We start from the raw sequence: 17,783 nt of genomic DNA on the forward strand, positions 1-17,783 counted from the left end.
AAAGCCCTATTGCGGGTCGCTATTCGGGTCCTCGTCCTCGTTCGGACTGTCGCAGCTCACGTCGCCTTCCTGGCAGTTGGCGCCGGAGGTGAGCTGTTTGATGCGCTGGTCGGTCAATTCCGTCAGGCATTGCGAAACCTCCATCGGATGAATGGAGCCGCCCTCGCTGTCCGCGGTCGTATACGCACATTCAGCGTCACGGAAGGCAACCCAGGCGCGCTGGGCGGTCTGCAGCAGCTTGTTGGTCTTGTCGTCGTTGCGGCCGACAAGGTCCTTGTAGGCTGCGTTGAGCTTGGCGTCGGCGGCCTGGTATTCGGTGCCGGCGCAGATGGTCATCATCGACTGGCTATCGTCGCTGCGGTCGCATTCCTCCTGTGCCTGGGCGGCTGACCCGGCCGCAAGGACCACGAGACAGGCGGACAAAAGAAGGCGGCGCATGGTGATCTCCGATTTGCTTCGCGGCGACGGCACCATTCCAGCCGGACCCGTATCGCGCAATGCCGCCCGGTGCGGATGGCGAATATTTGATGGGCAAGGTCACTTGCCGCATATCGGAAGCGCTCTTGTGGCCGACTTGCGGTTGACACGGGCAAGGCTCCTCGTTTATGAGCCACGCACAAGTTGAAAGGCGCGTCTTCGGGCGCGCCTTAAAAATTCGGCCCGAACCGGGCCCAGACCGACGGGCAAGACCATGAAGATCAAGAATTCGCTCAAGGCGCTGAAGGCGCGTCACCGCGACAACCAGCTGGTTCGTCGCAAGGGCCGCGTCTACATCATCAACAAGACCGCACCGCGCTACAAGGCGCGCCAGGGCTGAGTTTTGCACGCGCGGCTGTTTTGCCGCGCCCGTATGATGTTATTTGCCGGCCTGCCGGCCCCTTCACGCTAAAATCACTTTGACGATCCGCCGTCCGGGGCTAGATTCCGGCGATGCGGATTCTTTTTGCATTGATCCCGGCCCTTATGCTTTCCGGCATCGTCTTGCCGGCCACCATCTCACCGGCTTGGGCGGATGACCCGGTCGCGCCCACGGTCGCCACGACCAAACAAGCCCGCCTCGACCAGCTTTTCGTCGACCTGAGACGCGAACGCAATGAAAAGGCCGCCGAGCGCATTGCCGGGCGCATCTGGAGCGAATGGTTCCAGTCCGGCAGCGCCTCGATCGACCTGATGATGCAATGGACGCAGAAGGCCATGGAAAATCAGAAATACGACGTCGCGCTCGATTTCCTCGACCAGGTGGTGACCTTGCAACCGGCCTACGCCGAAGGCTGGAACCGGCGCGCGACGGTGCATTTCATGATGAAGAACTACGGCAAGTCGATGTCCGACATCGACCATACGCTGCAGCTCGAGCCCCGCCATTTCGGCGCGCTTTCCGGACTGGCGCAGATCATGGCCGAGACCGGCCACAAGCAGTCGGCGCTTGAAGCCTGGCAGAAGGTCCTCGCCATCTATCCGATGATGCGCAGCGCCCAGGACCAGGTCGGCGCGCTGTCGGAAGAGCTTGCCGGCGAGGGCATTTGATGCGCAGGCTTGCAGCACAAAAACCGCTGCGCCCCCTGAACTAATTTCTCTCCGCTCCGTACCTCCTGCTCATGAACCTCATCTACGCTGCGTTCGCTTTCCTCCTGGCGCTGGTCTTCGCCTTTGCCGGCGTCACCCGCGCCGGTGCATGGCTGGTCGAGCGCCGCAATCCGCCGGCCGGCAACTTTGCCGATATCGACGGCGCACGCATCCATTTTGTCCACGTGCCGGCGCCGGCCAATGCCGAACTGCCGCCGATCCTCTTCATTCACGGCGCCAGCGCCAATCTCCGGGATCAGATGCTGCCGCTGAGGCCCTTGCTCGAAGGCCGCGCCGAGATGCTGTTCCTCGACCGTCCCGGCTTCGGCTGGTCTGGACGCGGCAGCAATGAGACCCCGACCGCGCAGGCCAGCACCATCGCGGCGCTGATGGATCGCCTCGGCATCAAGAAGGCGATCGTCGTCGGCCACTCCTTCGGCGGCGTGGTAACCGCGGCCTTCGGCCGCGCGCATGCCGACAGGACGCTGGGCCTGGTCTTCCTCTCGCCCGTCAGCCATCCTTGGCCGGGCGGCGCGACCGCCTGGTATTACAAGCTGACGGCGATTCCGGTCGTCGGCCGGCTGTTTTCCGAAACGCTGGCCTATCCGGCGGGAACGCTGCAAATGGACGCCGCCACCACTTGCGTCTTTTCCCCCAACAAGGTTCCGGACGGCTATGTCGCCGCGGCTTCGATCCCTCTGGTGCTGCGGCCCGCCGCCTTCCGCGCCAATGCCATCGATGTGGCGGGTCTCTATGACTATGTGCTCGCCGCCGCGCCGCGCTACCGCGACATTAAGGCGCCGACCGTGGTCATCTCCGGCGATCGTGACAAAATCGTCTATGCGAGGGTCCATTCGGTTGGCCTTGCACGCGACATTCCCGGCGCCGAACTGGTCTGGGTGCGCAATCTCGGCCACAAGCCGGATTGGATCGCCCCCGATCTCGTCGTCGGCGCGATCGGCAAGGTCGCCGGCGAAGATATGGACCTGCAGGCGATGGCAAGGACCGTGGAGGCACGCATCGCCGGCGACACGCAGGGCGCCAAATGTCCAGATCTCAAGGTGCCGGAAGCCGAACTCGCACCAACCTAGAGAGGTTCAGCGATTAATAGAATCGCTGTAACCTCTCTAACTCTTTGTTTTTACGCAATTCCGGACGGAAAACCGCTGCGCACTTTCCTGGAATTGCTCTAATGGATCGGCGAGCCAGCCTTAGCGGCTGGGCTGCGTCTCCGATCCGACATAGGCGATGCGCAGCATGTTGGTCGACCCGGGCGTCCTGAGCGGCACGCCGGCGGTGATGATGACGCGGTCGCCCGGCTTGGCGAACCCTTCGTCGATGGCGATGCGGCAGGCGCGATCGACCATGTCGTCGAGGTCGACCGCATCGGGCGAAACGACGCAATGCGTGCCCCACAGAAGCGACAGCCGCCTGGCGGTGTTGAGGATCGGCGAGAGTGCGATGATTGGCACTTGCGGGCGCTCGCGCGCGGCCCGCAGGCCGGTGGTGCCGGAGGCCGTATAGGTGACGATCGTCGAAAGTTTCAGCGTCTCGGCGATCTCGCGGGCGGCGAGCGAAATGGCGTCGGCGCCGGTCGCTTCCGGTTCCGAACGCTGCGCATTGATGATGCCGGCATAGGTCGGATCGGTTTCGACCTTGGTGGCGATCCTGTCCATCATCGCCACAGCCTCGACTGGATAGGCGCCGGCCGCCGATTCGGCCGACAGCATGACGGCGTCCGCGCCTTCGAACACGGCGATCGACACGTCAGACACCTCGGCGCGGGTCGGAACCGGTGCGGTGATCATCGATTCCAGCATCTGCGTGGCAATCACCACCGGCTTGCCGGCGCGGCGCGCGGCGCGCGTGATCTGCTTCTGGATGCCGGGCACGGCTTCGAGCGGCATCTCGACGCCGAGATCGCCGCGGGCGACCATCAGCGCGTCCGATAGTTCGATAATCTCGGGCAGTCGGGCGACGGCCTGCGGCTTTTCGATCTTGGCCATGATCAACGCCCGACCGCGCGCGATCTTTCGCGCTTCGGCGAGATCCTCCGGCCGCTGCACGAAGGACAGCGCCACCCAGTCGACGCCTGCCGCCAGCACCGCGTCGAGGTCCTTGCGGTCCTTTTCAGTCAGTGCGCCAACCGGCAGGTCGGTGTCGGGCAGGCTGACGCCCTTCTTGTCTGAAATGGTGGTGCCGGCAACGACCGTGCAGACGATCGACTTGCCGTCGCTCTTGACCGCCCTCAGCTCCAGCTTGCCGTCGTCGATCAGCAAACGATGACCGGCTTCGACCGAGCTCAGGATTTCCGGATGCGGCAGGTAGACCCGGCTCGACGTGCCGGGCTCGGGATTGTCGTCGAGCGTGAAGGTCTGGCCTGGGGAGAGCACTTCTTTGCCATTGGCGAACTTGCCGACGCGCAGCTTTGGCCCCTGCAGGTCGGCGAGGATGCCGATGGGACGGCCGACCTCCTCCTCGACGGTGCGGATGCGGCCGACCAGCGTGCGCATCAAATCATGGTCGGTATGGCTCATATTGATGCGGAAGACATCGGCGCCGGCTTCGAAAAGCTTCTTCAGCATCTCCTCGGAGGAGGAAGCCGGACCGATGGTGGCGAGGATCTTGACCTTGCGGTTACGTCTCATTGACTGTTTGTTCCCGGGGCGGGAGTCGCTGGAGCGCCTCCCGTTGCGGGCTCGTCGGTCAGCTGGACCATCCAGCTTGCCTGCTCGCCCGTGTCATATTCCTGAAATCCGGCGCGCTGGAAGCCCCGGGCGACGCAATCGGTTACGCCGGCGATCTTGAACTCTTTTTCGGCCACGCACATGTTGATCGGGCCATCCCAGCGCCCACCGCGCTCGGCGTCTTCTGCATAAAGATAGTAAAACCTTGATGACAGCGGCCCTTCGATCAGCGTCTTGCAGCTCGATCCTTCGATGTGCCACCAGCCCTCGGTGATCCAGCCGGCCTTGGCGCGGTAGCCGATGCCGACGCCGACCAGGTTCTGCGTGGCGTTGCAGACGCGGAAGTCGGCGCGGGCGGGCGAGGTCGCGACCAAGGCGGTGAGGCCGACGGTGACGATCAGGAGCGGCAAGGCGAAGGCACGGCCACTGCGCGGCCTGCCGGCGAAACCCATCCTGAAACCCCTCAAGTACCACATCTGCATCTCTCGACGCCCCTTTTCGGAAAACTCCGGGCGCATGTCAACGCGCCGTTCTGTCCAATTCCAATCGATTTAGAAAGGCCCCGCGAGCGATCTGTCGCCATGCGACGGATTTTTCGCAGAAACCGTGGCCAAACAACGGCATTGCGCCAGCGTCCTCTTCGTGGAATGACGATACCACCCTCCCCGGAAGCCAGCGACCAGACCATTTTCAGACAATGACCCGATCCACAGTTTTCGCGCCTTTCGATATCGTCGAAGGCGACCGCAAGCGAGGCATTGTGCTTCTTGGCGATCACGCCCGCCGCGAACTCCCGGAAGAGTACGGCAGCCTCGGCCTGCCGGCTAAGGAGTTCGACCGCCACATCGCCTACGATATCGGCGTCGAGACGGTGACGCGCGAGCTGGCAGCAGCGCTTGGTGTGCCGGCGGTGCTCGCCAATTTCTCGCGGCTCCTGATCGACCCCAATCGCGGCGAGGACGACCCGACACTGATCCGCCAGCTTTATGACGGCACCATCGTGCCGGGAAATTACCCCATGGCGACGGAAGAGCGGGAAAGACGGCTCGACGGTTTCTACCGGCCTTATCACGATGCCGTCGGCGCCATGATTGCCTCGGTGGCGCAGGCGTCCGCGAAAGCGCCCTTCATCTTCTCCGTGCACTCCTTCACGCCGGCCATGCAGGGCATAGAGCGCCCATGGCATGTCGGCATATTGTGGGACCTGGACGATCGGGTGGCGCGGCCGCTGATCGACATGCTGGCTGCCGACGCGAGCATCGTGGTCGGCGACAACGAACCCTATGACGGCGCGCTTCGCGGCGACACCATGTTCAGGCACGCCATCGTCAACGGCTTTGCCCATACGCTGATCGAGATCCGCCAGGACCTGATCGCCGACAGCAAGGGCGCAATGCAATGGGCCGAAAGGCTGGCGCCTATCGTTGACGCGATCGCCCGCCTTCCCGATATACATCAGGTGAAAATGTTCGGCTCGCGCACCGGGCCGCTGTGACGGAGAGCCGACAATGACCGAACTCAGCGACGAACAGAGACGCGATTTCGAGGCCGCCGCCTTCCGCCGGCTAGTCGCGCATCTGCGTGATCGCGGCGACGTGCAGAACATCGACCTGATGAACCTTGCCGGCTTCTGCCGCAACTGCCTGTCCAACTGGTATCGCGAAGCCGCCGAGACCGAGGGCGTTGCCCTGTCGAAGGACGAGTCGCGGGAGATCATCTACGGCATGCCCTATGCCGAATGGCAGGCGCTCAACCAGACCGAGGCCTCAGACGCCAAGAAGGCCGAATTCGAGGCAAGGCGCCCCAGGGATCACTAGGTCAGCGAACGACGGACTGACTTAGTTCCCAAAAACTCCTCGTAGAAAGACACGGACATCGCTTATGGATTGATCGGCCGCAGCCGCATTGTACTCCACCCGGTGACCATAGTCCTCGGTGCCAGTCTTGAATCCTGGGGAGGCAAATGCGTGACGAGCGCCCTTGAAGACGTCAAGCTGCACGGCGCTTCCCTTGCCGCCGCGTTGCGCCATCATCTCCTGGCATTTTTTGGCGGGGGTCCAATCGTCAAGCTCGCCGATCAGGATCAAGGTCGGGACCATCATGTCGCCGTTCGCAGCCGAACAATTCGGATAGTAGGCAATCGCTGCCTTGAACTTGCGCTCCATAAGCTGCTCGGCGCCACCAAGTTGCACAGCCTCGAGCGTTGTGGTCCCGCCAGCGGAGAACCCCATCAACGCTATGCGCTGCGGGTCGACAAAACTGTATTTCGACAGGAAATCCAAGGCGCCGTAGGCGTCATAGACGCGATCAGCAAGCAGGCTGCGATCACATGTCTCGCGAATGCCGCGCGTGCTGAAGCTGTCGACAACGAGGACGACGTAACCCCAGGAAGACAGCCGCTCGGACCAGGTTTGCTTGACACTTGGGAATAGACCCGAACATCCGTGGAGCGCCACGATTGCCGGGAACAGCCCCTCACCCGGCGGTCGCGTTAGATACCCGTTCAATGGCGTGCCGGGAACAACTTTGAGCACTTGCCCGTTTTGTTGCGCAATGCGCTCCTGAAACGGCGTTGGCTTCACAGGCGCACTTTCAAGTTGCACCGGCTGGCCAGCATCTGCATGTACGACATAAAGATAGCTGACAATACAAAGGCCAGCCACACAAACAACCTTTTTGAACAGCCTCAAAGGTTTTCTCCGCAATTATTCCGCAGGAGGACGACTGTCGCCTTCTTAGATGATGAGCGGCTTCGTTCTTTTAGTCCACAACTTACACTCCCATGTCGCGTGATTGTGATCCCGTTGTGATCTCCTTGAGGGACCGCGCGGCTTTCAAGCAGATCCGACTGGGTTTCAGCTTTGCTTACAACGCATGCTGCGCTTTTGTCGCCGGGGTTGCTCATACGCTATGGTGGATTGCTGACGGGACTGGCGTGCAAGCCCCTCCGGTCAAGTGAGCGAAAGGAAGCAGCGAAGGGAGGAGAGCATCATGTCCACGAGCACGACGATCGACGACGTCATGCGCGAGCTCGCCACGCTCGAAGACCCGAAGATGCGCGAGGCTAATGAACGGCGTGGTGACGATCACGGTGTAAACCTCACCCAGCTTCGCTCTCTCGCCAAGCTACTCAAGACACAGCACGAACTCGCGGTTCAGCTCTGGTCAACCGGCGACACCGCCGCGCGCCTTCTCTCGACCCTGGTGTGCAGGCCGACGACCTTCTCTACGGCCGAGCTAGACACAATGATCCGCGACATTTCCTCTCCGAAGCTCCTCGACTGGTTTATCGTGAACGTGGTCAAAGCCGGTCGCCACGCCGAGGAGCTCCGTTTGGGCTGGAAGGATGGCGACGACCTTGTCGGTCGCGCGGGCTGGAGCCTGACGACCGACAGAGTCGTCAAGAACGCCGAGGACCTCGACCTCGATGCGTTGCTCGACCAGATCGAGAAGGAGATGAGAGAGGCACCTGCCAAGAAACAGTGGGCCATGAACCATTGCCTCGCCGAGATCGGCATTCACCATCCGAAACTTCGAACGCGGGCAATCGGGATTGGCAAGCGGCTCGCCGTCCTTATCGACTACCCCGCATCCCCTGGCTGCACGCCACCCTATGCGCCGGTCTGGATCGCAGAGATGGTTCGCCGACGCCAGACGACGTAAGGCGCATAACTGTGCCTCCGTCCCTGTTGGCCCAAACACTTTCGGCCCCCGGCGCTTGACTGAAAATTGAATCGATCTAATTTGCCGCGCAAAGCCATTTTTATACCGGATTCTCGACTATGGACGCGCAAAGCCTCATGCAGGCTGCCATTCGCGGGCGGTGGGCCGTGGCCGGCATCTTCCTCGCCAACGGCTTCCTGACCGGCAGTTGGGCGCCGCAGATTCCGGTGTTCCTGACCCGGCTCGACATCTCGAAGTTCACGCTCGGCCTGCTGATCCTGCTGTTCGGCGCCGGCGCGGTGACCGCAATGACCTGGTGCGGCCATCTCATCTCCAGACATGGTTCGCACACCGTACTGCGCTGTTTCGGCCTGTGCGGCAGTCTCGGCCTGCTGGTCGTGGCGCTGGCGCCGAATGTGCCGCTGGCGGCAATCGCCATGTTCATCTTCGGCGGCTCGATCGGCGTCATGGATGTCGCCATGAACGCCAATGCGGTGGCGGTGGAAAGAAGGCTTTCTCGCGCCATCATGTCGTCCTCGCACGGTTTCTGGAGCCTCGGCGGTTTTGCTGGCGGCGCGCTCGGCGGCTTCGCGATACAAAACTACGGCCATCTTCCCCACGCGACAGTGGTGACGGTGCTGGCCTTCGCTGTGGTCGCTGTGGCCGTCGGCTACCTCATCGTAAAGGACAAGCCTCAGGTGGCCGAGCACCAGAAGTTCTCGTTGCCCGCAAATCCGCTGGTCTATCTGGTCGGGCTGATGGCGCTGCTGACCATGATTTCCGAGGGCGCGGTGCTCGACTGGGCAGCGCTCTATCTGCACCAGGAACTCGGCGCCGACCTTGCCATAGCCGGCCTCGCCTATGCCGCCTTTTCCGGCGTCATGGCCGTCATGCGCTTCCTTGGCGACGGCGTGCGTAATCGCTTCGGCGCGGTGGCGACGCTGCGCGGCTCGGCGCTTGTCGCCGCAGCCGGCATGCTGGTCGCCGGCCTGTCGCCCTCGCCTTGGCTCGCCATCGCCGCCTTTGCCTTTTGCGGCTTCGGCATCGCCAACATGGTGCCGATCATCTTCTCGGCCGGCGGCAACCAGGACGGCATGTCGTCCGGCACCGGCATGAGCGTCGTCACCACGATGGGTTACTCAGGCATCCTGGTGGCGCCGTCGGCGATCGGCTTCGTCGCCGAGCATTCGAGCTTCGGACCGATCTTCGTCGCGCTATCGGGGCTGCTCGTCATCGTGCTTTTGATGGCGGGCCTTGCTCACCGCGCCGAATTCGCGCCCGAGCCGGCGCCGGCCGAATAACGCTTCAGTTCCTCGTAGAGAAAATCCGCGACGCGGCGGATGCGCACGCTGCTGCGCACATCGCGGTGCATGGCCAGCCACACCGGTAGCACCGGCAGCGTCAGCTCCGGCAGTACCGTCTCCATCAATGGATCGCGGTCGATCAGCGGCCCCTGGCCGAAGCCAATGCCGTTTCCCGCCCGCACCGCCTCCCACAGCACGATCTGGTTGTCGGTCCTGAAGCGAAAAGCGTTGCGCGTGAGCGAGATTCCGAACTGGGTAAAACCGCGAATGATCTCGTCGCTGCGGTCGAAGCCGATCAGGTCATGCCCGACAAGGTCGCTGGGCTCGAGCGGCCGGCCCCGGCGGTCGAGATAGGATGATGCCGCGCAGAGACGGAGCGGAATATCGGCGACCTTGCGCGCCACCAGCTCGTTCTGCGCCGGCTTGACCATGCGGATGGCAATATCGGCATCGCGGCGCAACAGGTTCTCGACCTGGTTCGAGGCGACGATTTCGACCTCGATGCCAGGCTCCTCGACACCGAGCCGCGCCGTCATCTCCGGCAGCACATAGGCCGCCACCACTTCGCTGGCGGCGATACGCACCGTGCCCTCGATCGCCTCAACCGATCCCAGCGCCAGCAGCGAAAAGGCGCTGGCTTGCTCGCTGACGGCACGACCGCGTTCATAGAGCGTGCTGCCGGCCTCGGTCAGCGCATAACCACGCCGCCCGCGCCGGAACAGCGTGACGCCCAGCGCCTGCTCCAGTTCGGCGATGTGGCGGCCTAGCGTCGGCTGGCTTGCTGCGAGCCTTCGCGCCGCAGCGGACAGGCTGCCGGCCTCCGCCACGGTGACGAAACTCTTGATCAGGTTCCAGTCGATGTCGACCATTCAAGATTGAATATCATATCGCCAATCTCAGTCAATTTCCATTCGTTTGCAAAGGCTCCACATTGGGGTCCTCAATGCAAACACGGAGACGAAAAATGACCAAGATCGCAATCCTCGGCGCCAATGGCCGGCTCGGCCGCGTGGTCGCCAGGGCCTTCATCGACGCCGGCTACGACGTCCGCACCGTCACGCGCAGCGGCAAGGTGCCGGCGGAACTCGGGGACGCCACGGCTGTCGCCGGCGATGCCCTCGATCGCGACGCGCTGATTTGCGCCACCGAGGGCGTCGACATCATCTTCAATGGCCTGAACCCGATCTACACCGACTGGGGCAAGTGCCTGCCGATGGCTGAAAACGTCATGGCCGCCTGCCGGGCGAATGGCGCCCTGCACCTTGCTCCGGGCAATGTCTACAATTTCGGATCGCCCATCCCGGCGGTGATCACGGAAGACACGCCGTTCCACCCGACCACCGAAAAGGGCCGCATCCGCATCGCCATGGAGGAGCTGTTTCGCCGTGAGGCGGACGCCGGACGTGTCCGCACCATCCTGCTCAGGGGTGGCGATTTCTTCGGTGGCACCGGCAGCGGCTCCTGGTTCGACCTAATCGTCGCCGCCAAGATGAACAAGGGCGTCTATATCGCGCCTGGGCCGGTCGATCTCGTGCATGAGTGGGCCTATTTGCCGGATATGGCCAAGGCCTTCGTCGGCCTGGCGGAGAACCTCGACAAGCTCGGCTCTTACGAAGCGCTGAACTTTCCCGGACATGCCGTCACCGATTTGGAGATCAAGGCGGCGGCCGAGAAAGCGCTCGGGCGTACGCTGAAGCTGACGTCGATGCCCTGGTGGGTGCTGCGCGCCGGCAGCCCGTTCGTGGCAATGTGGCGCGAGATCGTCTCGATGTCCTACCTGCGTTTCGAACCGCACCAACTGACCTCGGCAAGGCTGGAAGGCATCATCGGCCCGATCCCGCAAACTCCGCTGGAGACGGCCGTTGCGGATGCCTTGAACGACATTGGCATTGCCACCATTGCCGCAGCGGACAGCCAGAAGGCTGCCTGATCTACAGGTCGGACAACGCAGCCGGCGCCCAATGGGCCTCCGCTGCTTGCTGCCGGAGTCTCGGCTTAGATCCTGCCCATCAAGAGCAGGATCAGCAGCACCACCAGAAGGACGCCGACGATGCCCGACGGGCCATAGCCCCAGGCGCGCGAATGCGGCCATGCCGGCACGGCGCCGATCAAAATGAGGATCAGAATGATGATGAGAAGCGTGCTGATTGTCATGAGAAATCCCTCGCCTTAAAATTGAATTCGAAGGGACAATGCAAAAGGCCGCCCGAGGTTCCCGGACGGCCTTTTGCTCGGCTAACCAAAACAAGGCTATTCGGCAGCCTTCGGGAAGGCGATTGCGGGCTCCGCACCGAGATCCGGCGCCGGCGCATCCGAAGAAATCTCACCCTTGCCGCGCCGGAACAGACGGCTGAACCAGCCGCGCCGGGCGCCGGGCTTGACCTTGGCGCGAGTGAACACCATCAGCATCGACGGCGTCACCACCAGCGTCAGGATGGTGGCGAAGGACAGGCCGAAGACGATTGCCGACGACAACGAAATCCACCATTGCGTCGACGGCGCGTTGATCGTCGTCTCGTGATGGAAGATTTCGAGGCCAAGACCGAAGGCAATCGGCAGCACGCCGAGGATCGCCGATACCGCCGTCAGCACCACCGGGCGGGCGCGTTCGCGGCAGGTCTGCAGCACCGCCTCGACCTTGTCCCAGCCCTCTTCGCGCAGCCGGTCATAGGTGTCGATCAGCACGATGTTGTTGTTCACCACCACGCCGGCCAGTGCGATGACCCCGATGCCCGACATGACGATGCCGAAGGCTTCGCCCGTCAGCAGCAGTCCGAGGAACACGCCGATCGTCGCCATGACCACGCAGGACAGCACCAGCCAGACGCTGGTGAACTTGTTGAACTGCGCCAGCAGCACGAGGAAGATCAGGAAGATCGCCGCACCGAAGGCCTTGCTGAGGAAGGCGCTGGCTTCCGCGCTGTCCTCGTTCGAGCCGGCAAGCTTCCAGCGTATGCCGCTGCCGAGATCCATGTCGGAGACGGCCTTGGTGACCTCCTGCTGCACGGCAGCGACCTGGGCGCCGGCGGCAACGTTGGCCTGGACGACCACCGTGCGCGCGCCGTCGATGCGGTTGAGCACGCCGACCGTCGGTTCCGGCTTGCGGACGACGAAGTTCGAGATCGGCACCGCCCCTTGCGAGGTCTGCACCCTGAGCTCGTCGAGCGTCGACAGCGTGCGCCGGTCTTCTGGCAGGCGCAGCCGGATGTCGACGGCGTCATCGGCGCCGGCGGGTCGGTATTCGCTGAGCTTCAGCCCGTTGGTCACCAATTGCACCACGGTGCCGACCGAGGTCGGGCTGATGCCGTACTGCGCAGCCTTGGCGCGATCGACCTCGAGCGCCCAGTCGACGCCGGGTGGCGGCAGGCCGTCCGATATGTCGATGACGTTGGGAACCTTGCCGATACGCGCGGCAACCGCACGGGCCTTGTCATCGAGACCGGCCGGATCGGCGGCCGAAAGCCTGATCTGGATCGGCTTGCCGGTCGGCGGACCGGCCTCCGGAACGCGCACCTCGACATCGACGCCGGGAATGCCGGCCATGACGCCGCGCAAATCGTTCAGGATGTCGTTCGCCGATTTGCGCTCGCGCCAGTCGACGAACTCGTACTGGATCACGCCGACCACATCTTCGGGAATGTCCTGGCCACCGCCTTGCGTCTTGCCGACGCGGGTGTAGACCGATTTCACGCCCGGCCAGCCGAGCAGCCGGTTCTCCGCCTCCTTGGTCGCGGCATCCATTTCGGCAAGCGAAAGATTGCCGCGGGCATGCACGTAGAGCAGGCCGTAGTCGGGCTCGACATTAGGGAAGAACTCGACGCCGGCGCCGAACTTCGAATAGGCGAAGCCGACACCGAACAGCAAGGCGACGGTGAGCACGAGCACGGTGATGGGGAAGCGCACCGCCTGCTTGACCACGGCCATGTACCAGCCGTCGCGGTTGTCGTCCTCGTGGATCTTCGGCGCCTTGGCGAAGATCGCGCCCAGCGTCGGCGCGAAGACCAGCGCATAGAGCATCGAGGCCGACAGCGTGACGATCAGCGTGATCGGCATGTATTTCATGAAATCGCCGATGATGCCCGGCCAGAACAGCAGCGGCGAGAAGGCGGCGATTCGCGTCATCGTGGCCGCGATGACCGGACCGGCCATGCGCCTTGCGGCAAGAGCGAACGCCTCTTCCTTCGGCATGCCTTCGCTCATCCGCCGTTCGGCGAATTCGGTGACGATGATGGCGTCGTCGACCAGCATGCCGACCGCCAGGATAAGGCTGAACAGCACGATCATGTTGATCGTGTAGCCCATCATGGCGAGCAGCAGGATACCGATCAGGAAGGACGATGGTATGGCCAATCCGATCAGCAGCGATGCGCGGCCGGACAGCGCGTAGAGAATGACGATGAACACCAGTATGACGGCGATCATGACATGGTTCTGCAGGTCGCCAAGCAGCTGGTTGACCAAGACCGATTTGTCCTGCGTGTAGGTAACGTGCATGCCTTCTGGCATCGACTTGATGAAGGAGTCCGACACCGCCCGGACATTGGTGAGCGTGTCGATGAGATTCGCGCCGATGCGCTTCTTCACCTCGATGGCGATCGCCGGCTTGCCGTCGAGACGGGTCACCGTCTCGGCATCCTTGAAGGTGGAGCGGATGGTGGCGATGTCCTTGGCCCGAACGACAGCATCCGGTGTGGCGACCACCGGCAAATTGGCGACGTCCTCCGGCTTCTCGATCAGCGACGGCACCTTGACGGCGTATTTACCTTCCGAGCCTTCGATGTTGCCGGCGGCAACCAGGCTGTTGGAGGCGCCGACGCCTTGCATCACCTGGTCGAGCTGCAGCCCATAGGATGACAGCTTCATCGGATCGATGACGACTTCGACGAGATCGTCGCGCGCGCCCTGCAGCGAGCCTTCGAGCACGCCCGGCACTTCCTCGATGCGGTCGCGCAATTCGCGCGCCGCCGCCGTCAGCACACGCTCCGGCACTTCGCCGGACAGCGTCACCACCAGGACGGGGAATTCGGAGACGTTGACCTCGGTGACCGTCGGCTCCTCGGCCGCTTGCGGCAGGTCGGCCTTGCCGTCCTGCACCTTGCTGCGCGTATCCTGCAGTGCCGTCGCCAGGTTCGTCTGCGGCTGGAACTCGACCAGCACGTAGCCGCCGCCCTGGAAGGCGGCCGAGCGCATCTCCTTGAGCCCCTTCAGGCTCTTCAGCTTGCTTTCCATCGGCCGCAGCAGCAGGCGCTCCGAATCCTCCGGCGAGATGCCCTGATAGATCAGGCTGACATACATCATCGGAATCGGAACGTCGGGCTCCGCTTCCTTCGGCGTCGACTGATAGGCGACCCAGCCGGCGAGCAGGAGGAAGACCAGGACCGAAATGGTCAGCCGGGCGTTGTGGATTGCGAGTCTTACGATATCCATGACTTAGGCCTGCTGTTGCTTTCGGGAGCTGCGCGGCAGCGTGTCGTCATCGGGGCGGAGCCCCGGCAGACCATGCTATTGCGTGCCGGCTGTCGCCTCGCCGATCAGCTTGTTGATTGTCGCCTGGTCGGCCTCGACCGGTTTGACCAAATCGCCTTCCTTCACCAGCTCCTGACCGGCGACGATAATGCGCGCATCATCGGGAATGCCGCCCAGCACCAGGCCGTTTGGCGTGTCATCCACCAGGTCGATGGGGAAGAATGCGACCTTGTTGTCCTTGCCGACGGCGCGGATGCCGAGATCGCCCTTGTCGCCGAGCGTCACCACCGAGCGCGGCAGCATGATCGCGTCGGTCGGCTGCGCGCTGAGCGCGATCTCCGCCGTCATGCCGGCCGGGATGCTGCCGTCCGCATTGGGGATCGCCACTTCGACCCGGAAGGTCCGGGTCTGCGAGGAGGCATCGCGGCTGATGTAGCGCACGGTGCCGGTGACCTTCTGGTCGTTGACCAGGCGCACATTGGCCTCGTCGCCGATCTTGATGTAGCGCAGGTCGCGCTCGCTGACCTCGCCACGGGCAATGACCGGATCGAGCTTGAGGATGGTCGCCACCTCACCGCCCGCCATCACAGAACTGCCAACTTCCACCGGCACCCGGTCGATGATGCCATCGAAAGGCGCCTTCACCTCATTGCGACCAAGCTCGGCCTGCATGGCTTCCAGCACCGATTGTGCCAACGTCAGGCTGGAGCGGGCGTTATCGAGCTGCAGCTTGGGCAGATTTCCGGTCTTGGCCAATCGCTCGGCAGCAGCAAGCTCCGCCTGGCGTTGGGCAAGAAGCTGCCTGGCATTGCTGACCGCCGAAAGTTTTTCCTCGGTGGCAAGCATCAGCACGAGGTCGCCGGTCTTGACGTGCTGTCCCTGCTTGACCGGCAGCTTGTCGATGATGCCGGCCACCCGGGTCGCCAGCACCGCGCGCTTGTCGGCCTCGGTCAATCCGGAAATGCGGATGGCGCGCGCATAGGTTTTGCGCGGCGGCGTCACCACCGCTACGGTGCGCGGCGCGGCCTTGGGCTGCTCGGCCTCGGCGGCCTTCGGCTTGTCGGTGCCCGCCGCCTTGGGCTGATCGGCTTCGCCGGCCTTGGGCTTGTTGTCGGGGGCAGCGCTGCCGACGGACGAGAACGCGCCCGTTCCCATCCAGGCTGCGAATCCGATAAGCACGACAATTGCTGCAAGCTTGTGAAACCTGATTTTCGGCATGTCGTTTTTTTCCACTGCGGGTCGGGCCAGGCCGCGTCTTCAAAAACGCGGGCGCGTCGCCGATATGGGTGCGCGTAGGGCCATGTTCAATTTGCCGTGAACGGCGAAGCGCGCTTCTACCTCAAAGTTGCATCGCAAAACAGTGAGAAAGTTTGATGGGTCATTGTACCACCAGACAGGGCGCGCGCCCCATTCTCCAGCGCTTGGCCACTTGGCCGCCCGCCCTCACTGGGTCGGACGGTCATTGGCAGCAGATGTCAGGATGATGCGAAACCTCTCATGCATTCGAGGAAAACAGAGGGCAAATCTATCAGGTAATGAGCTTCAATAGGCGGAAAAGCCGCTCGAATGTCTTGCCGTAGGGTGGGCGCAAAAGGGCGCCCGCGCTCAACTTGGACTGGAGGAAAATCGGCTTTTCCTTGCTGAAGGTCCGAAAACCCCATTCGCCATGGTAGGCGCCCATGCCGCTGGCGCCGACGCCGCCGAATGGCTGGCGTTCCTGCACCAGATGCAGCATGCAGTCGTTGACCGTAACGCCGCCGGCAATGGTTTCCCGCATCACCCGTTGGCGATTGCCGCTGTCGCGGCCGAACCAGTAGAGCGCCAGCGGACGCTCCGCCCGGTTCACATGATCGATGGCGTCATCGACCTTGGCGTATTCGATGATCGGCAGCACTGGCCCGAAAATCTCTTCGCGCATCAGCCGCAGATCCTCGCCTGCGTTCCTGACCAGCGTAGGCAGCATCTTGCGATCGGTGACGCCGAGTTTTTCGCCTGCCGGATTGACCTCGATGACATCGGCGCCACTCTCACGAGCCTCGGCGACCATGTCGCTGAGGCGTCGATGGTGCCGCTCGCTGACGATGGCCGTATAGTCGGGATTGTTGCGCAAGCTCGGATAGAGCCGTGCCATCGCGGCCGCAAACTTCGTGGCAATCATCTGCGACTGCCCTTGCGGAACCAGCAGATAGTCCGGAGCGATACAGGTCTGGCCCGCATTCAAAAGCTTGCTGTAGGCGACGCTGGACACGGCTGCGTCGAGGTCGCAGGACGCATCGAAGATAGCTGGCGACTTGCCGCCAAGTTCGAGCGTCACTGGCGTAAGGTTCGCTGCCGCGGCCATCGCCACCTGGCGGCCGATCGCGGTCGAGCCGGTGAACAGCAGGTGATCGAAGGGCACTGACACGAAGGCTTTTCCGACCTCGGCGTCGCCGACAACGACACTCATCTCGTCAGGGGCAAAATGCTCGCCGACCAGACGTTCGAGCAGCGCGGAAAATTTCGGCGTCAGTTCGGAGGGCTTGATCAGAACGCGGTTGCCGGCGGCCAGCGCAGCCGTGGCCGGCGCGATGGCCAGCTGGAACGGATAGTTCCACGGCGACACGATGCCGACCACACCGACCGGCTGCGGCAGAAGTCGATTGCGCCCCGGCAGGAACGGCAGGCTGGTGGCGACACGGCGCTCCCGCATCCATCCACGCAAATGCGCAAGCGCATGTCTTATCCCCGCGCCGACGACGAACAGTTCCGCAAGACGCGTTTCTTGCGCCGACCGGGCGCTAAAATCGGCGTCGATGGCAGAGCATATCTCGGCCTCATGCTGCTCGGTGAGCGCCAGCAGACGCTTGAGACGATCCTTGCGGAGATCAAGGCTTGGGAAAGGCTCTTTCTCGAACGCACCACGCTGCAATGCGAACTGTGCGCCGAGGGCATCCTGTCTGGTCTGCAGCATCGCAACCTCCCGTTTACGTCTAGGTAAGGTTACATCGCAGCAGAGGTCGAATCCAGCACTTCCCATTTCCCTTGGGGAAGCACCGCGCCGGCGGACATCTCGATGTCGGTCTGCCGCAGGGCAACCACCTGGCAGCGGGCGCACCGA

The 17,783-nt window shown here is 63.2% G+C and carries 17 protein-coding genes; 8 read left to right on the forward strand and 9 right to left on the reverse strand.

Annotated features, from left to right (window positions below; genetic code table 11):
* Nucleotides 1-6: 6 nt before the first annotated feature.
* Nucleotides 7-438, reverse strand: a complete 432-nt coding sequence (locus D3227_RS07640; protein ID WP_120013615.1) for a lysozyme inhibitor LprI family protein — start codon at nucleotides 436-438, stop codon at nucleotides 7-9.
* A 253-nt stretch (nucleotides 439-691) separates the two neighbouring features.
* On the opposite strand from D3227_RS07640, the gene ykgO reads away from it, so the two are divergent.
* From ykgO to D3227_RS07655, 3 genes are all read left to right on the forward strand, one after another.
* Nucleotides 692-817, forward strand: a complete 126-nt coding sequence (gene ykgO, locus D3227_RS07645) for a type B 50S ribosomal protein L36 (RefSeq protein ID WP_006327841.1) — start codon at nucleotides 692-694, stop codon at nucleotides 815-817.
* Nucleotides 818-930: 113 nt separating this feature from the next.
* Entirely contained in the window at nucleotides 931-1,527 is a 597-nt protein-coding gene (locus tag D3227_RS07650; protein WP_120013505.1) for a tetratricopeptide repeat protein, read from the forward strand.
* Nucleotides 1,528-1,598: 71 nt separating this feature from the next.
* Complete coding sequence (locus D3227_RS07655; protein ID WP_120013506.1) at nucleotides 1,599-2,657, forward strand: alpha/beta fold hydrolase; 1,059 nt, start codon at nucleotides 1,599-1,601, stop codon at nucleotides 2,655-2,657.
* 120 nt (nucleotides 2,658-2,777) lie between these two features.
* Here D3227_RS07655 and pyk read toward each other — a convergent pair whose 3' ends face one another.
* Nucleotides 2,778-4,214 carry a pyruvate kinase gene (pyk, locus tag D3227_RS07660; protein ID WP_120013507.1) on the reverse strand — a complete coding sequence of 479 codons (1,437 nt, stop codon included), beginning with the start codon at nucleotides 4,212-4,214 and terminating at the stop codon, nucleotides 2,778-2,780.
* On the reverse strand, nucleotides 4,211-4,735 hold the full coding sequence (locus D3227_RS07665) for a DUF1036 domain-containing protein (protein ID WP_425374482.1): 525 nt from the start codon (nucleotides 4,733-4,735) through the stop codon (nucleotides 4,211-4,213). Before D3227_RS07665 ends, pyk begins: the two co-directional genes overlap by 4 nt.
* Nucleotides 4,736-4,950: 215 nt before the next feature.
* Here D3227_RS07665 and D3227_RS07670 point away from each other — a divergent pair, with 215 nt between their 5' ends.
* Nucleotides 4,951-5,748 carry an N-formylglutamate amidohydrolase gene (locus tag D3227_RS07670; protein WP_120013509.1) on the forward strand — a complete coding sequence of 266 codons (798 nt, stop codon included), beginning with the start codon at nucleotides 4,951-4,953 and terminating at the stop codon, nucleotides 5,746-5,748.
* Nucleotides 5,749-5,761: 13 nt separating this feature from the next.
* Nucleotides 5,762-6,070 carry a DUF1244 domain-containing protein gene (locus D3227_RS07675; protein WP_120013510.1) on the forward strand — a complete coding sequence of 103 codons (309 nt, stop codon included), beginning with the start codon at nucleotides 5,762-5,764 and terminating at the stop codon, nucleotides 6,068-6,070.
* Between the two features lie 21 nt (nucleotides 6,071-6,091).
* Here D3227_RS07675 and D3227_RS07680 read toward each other — a convergent pair whose 3' ends face one another.
* Nucleotides 6,092-6,943: a dienelactone hydrolase family protein gene (locus D3227_RS07680; protein ID WP_167480636.1), complete on the reverse strand. Its 852-nt coding sequence runs from the start codon at nucleotides 6,941-6,943 to the stop codon at nucleotides 6,092-6,094.
* A 301-nt stretch (nucleotides 6,944-7,244) separates the two neighbouring features.
* On the opposite strand from D3227_RS07680, the gene D3227_RS07685 reads away from it, so the two are divergent.
* The gene (locus D3227_RS07685) at nucleotides 7,245-7,916 is read left to right on the forward strand and encodes a DNA alkylation repair protein (RefSeq protein ID WP_120013617.1); all 672 of its coding nucleotides are present in this window, start codon (nucleotides 7,245-7,247) and stop codon (nucleotides 7,914-7,916) included.
* 119 nt (nucleotides 7,917-8,035) lie between these two features.
* Entirely contained in the window at nucleotides 8,036-9,217 is a 1,182-nt protein-coding gene (locus D3227_RS07690) for an MFS transporter (protein ID WP_120013511.1), read from the forward strand.
* Here the strand turns inward: D3227_RS07690 and D3227_RS07695 are convergent.
* On the reverse strand, nucleotides 9,175-10,089 hold the full coding sequence (locus D3227_RS07695; protein ID WP_120013512.1) for a LysR family transcriptional regulator: 915 nt from the start codon (nucleotides 10,087-10,089) through the stop codon (nucleotides 9,175-9,177). The two genes, D3227_RS07690 and D3227_RS07695, sit on opposite strands and share 43 nt — an antisense overlap.
* Nucleotides 10,090-10,184: 95 nt before the next feature.
* Between D3227_RS07695 and D3227_RS07700 the strand changes: the two genes are divergently transcribed.
* The gene (locus D3227_RS07700) at nucleotides 10,185-11,150 is read left to right on the forward strand and encodes an SDR family oxidoreductase (RefSeq protein ID WP_120013513.1); all 966 of its coding nucleotides are present in this window, start codon (nucleotides 10,185-10,187) and stop codon (nucleotides 11,148-11,150) included.
* 65 nt (nucleotides 11,151-11,215) lie between these two features.
* Here D3227_RS07700 and D3227_RS07705 read toward each other — a convergent pair whose 3' ends face one another.
* From D3227_RS07705 to D3227_RS07720, 4 genes are all read right to left on the reverse strand, one after another.
* Complete coding sequence (locus D3227_RS07705; protein WP_006203743.1) at nucleotides 11,216-11,374, reverse strand: DUF3309 family protein; 159 nt, start codon at nucleotides 11,372-11,374, stop codon at nucleotides 11,216-11,218.
* A 96-nt stretch (nucleotides 11,375-11,470) separates the two neighbouring features.
* A complete protein-coding gene (locus tag D3227_RS07710) occupies nucleotides 11,471-14,647 on the reverse strand; it encodes an efflux RND transporter permease subunit (protein WP_120013514.1) in 3,177 nt (1,058 codons plus the stop codon).
* A 75-nt stretch (nucleotides 14,648-14,722) separates the two neighbouring features.
* Nucleotides 14,723-15,904, reverse strand: a complete 1,182-nt coding sequence (locus D3227_RS07715) for an efflux RND transporter periplasmic adaptor subunit (RefSeq protein ID WP_120013618.1) — start codon at nucleotides 15,902-15,904, stop codon at nucleotides 14,723-14,725.
* Between the two features lie 310 nt (nucleotides 15,905-16,214).
* On the reverse strand, nucleotides 16,215-17,636 hold the full coding sequence (locus tag D3227_RS07720) for a coniferyl aldehyde dehydrogenase (RefSeq protein WP_120013515.1): 1,422 nt from the start codon (nucleotides 17,634-17,636) through the stop codon (nucleotides 16,215-16,217).
* Nucleotides 17,637-17,783 lie beyond the last annotated feature (147 nt).

The sequence above is a fragment of the Mesorhizobium waimense genome, assembly GCF_003601975.1.
GTDB classification, from domain to species: Bacteria; Pseudomonadota; Alphaproteobacteria; order Rhizobiales; family Rhizobiaceae; genus Mesorhizobium; species Mesorhizobium waimense.

Excerpts from the sequence above, each read along its gene's own strand:
- D3227_RS07640 (WP_120013615.1), bottom strand. The coding sequence starts at position 438 with ATGCGCCGCCTTCTTTTGTCCGCCTGTCTCGTGGTCCTTGCGGCCGGG.
- ykgO (WP_006327841.1), top strand. The coding sequence starts at position 692 with ATGAAGATCAAGAATTCGCTCAAGGCGCTGAAGGCGCGTCACCGCGAC.
- D3227_RS07650 (WP_120013505.1), top strand. The coding sequence starts at position 931 with ATGCGGATTCTTTTTGCATTGATCCCGGCCCTTATGCTTTCCGGCATC.
- D3227_RS07655 (WP_120013506.1), top strand. The coding sequence starts at position 1,599 with ATGAACCTCATCTACGCTGCGTTCGCTTTCCTCCTGGCGCTGGTCTTC.
- pyk (WP_120013507.1), bottom strand. The coding sequence starts at position 4,214 with ATGAGACGTAACCGCAAGGTCAAGATCCTCGCCACCATCGGTCCGGCT.
- D3227_RS07665 (WP_425374482.1), bottom strand. The coding sequence starts at position 4,735 with ATGCAGATGTGGTACTTGAGGGGTTTCAGGATGGGTTTCGCCGGCAGG.
- D3227_RS07670 (WP_120013509.1), top strand. The coding sequence starts at position 4,951 with ATGACCCGATCCACAGTTTTCGCGCCTTTCGATATCGTCGAAGGCGAC.
- D3227_RS07675 (WP_120013510.1), top strand. The coding sequence starts at position 5,762 with ATGACCGAACTCAGCGACGAACAGAGACGCGATTTCGAGGCCGCCGCC.
- D3227_RS07685 (WP_120013617.1), top strand. The coding sequence starts at position 7,245 with ATGTCCACGAGCACGACGATCGACGACGTCATGCGCGAGCTCGCCACG.
- D3227_RS07690 (WP_120013511.1), top strand. The coding sequence starts at position 8,036 with ATGGACGCGCAAAGCCTCATGCAGGCTGCCATTCGCGGGCGGTGGGCC.
- D3227_RS07695 (WP_120013512.1), bottom strand. The coding sequence starts at position 10,089 with ATGGTCGACATCGACTGGAACCTGATCAAGAGTTTCGTCACCGTGGCG.
- D3227_RS07700 (WP_120013513.1), top strand. The coding sequence starts at position 10,185 with ATGACCAAGATCGCAATCCTCGGCGCCAATGGCCGGCTCGGCCGCGTG.
- D3227_RS07705 (WP_006203743.1), bottom strand. The coding sequence starts at position 11,374 with ATGACAATCAGCACGCTTCTCATCATCATTCTGATCCTCATTTTGATC.
- D3227_RS07710 (WP_120013514.1), bottom strand. The coding sequence starts at position 14,647 with ATGGATATCGTAAGACTCGCAATCCACAACGCCCGGCTGACCATTTCG.
- D3227_RS07715 (WP_120013618.1), bottom strand. The coding sequence starts at position 15,904 with ATGCCGAAAATCAGGTTTCACAAGCTTGCAGCAATTGTCGTGCTTATC.
- D3227_RS07720 (WP_120013515.1), bottom strand. The coding sequence starts at position 17,636 with ATGCTGCAGACCAGACAGGATGCCCTCGGCGCACAGTTCGCATTGCAG.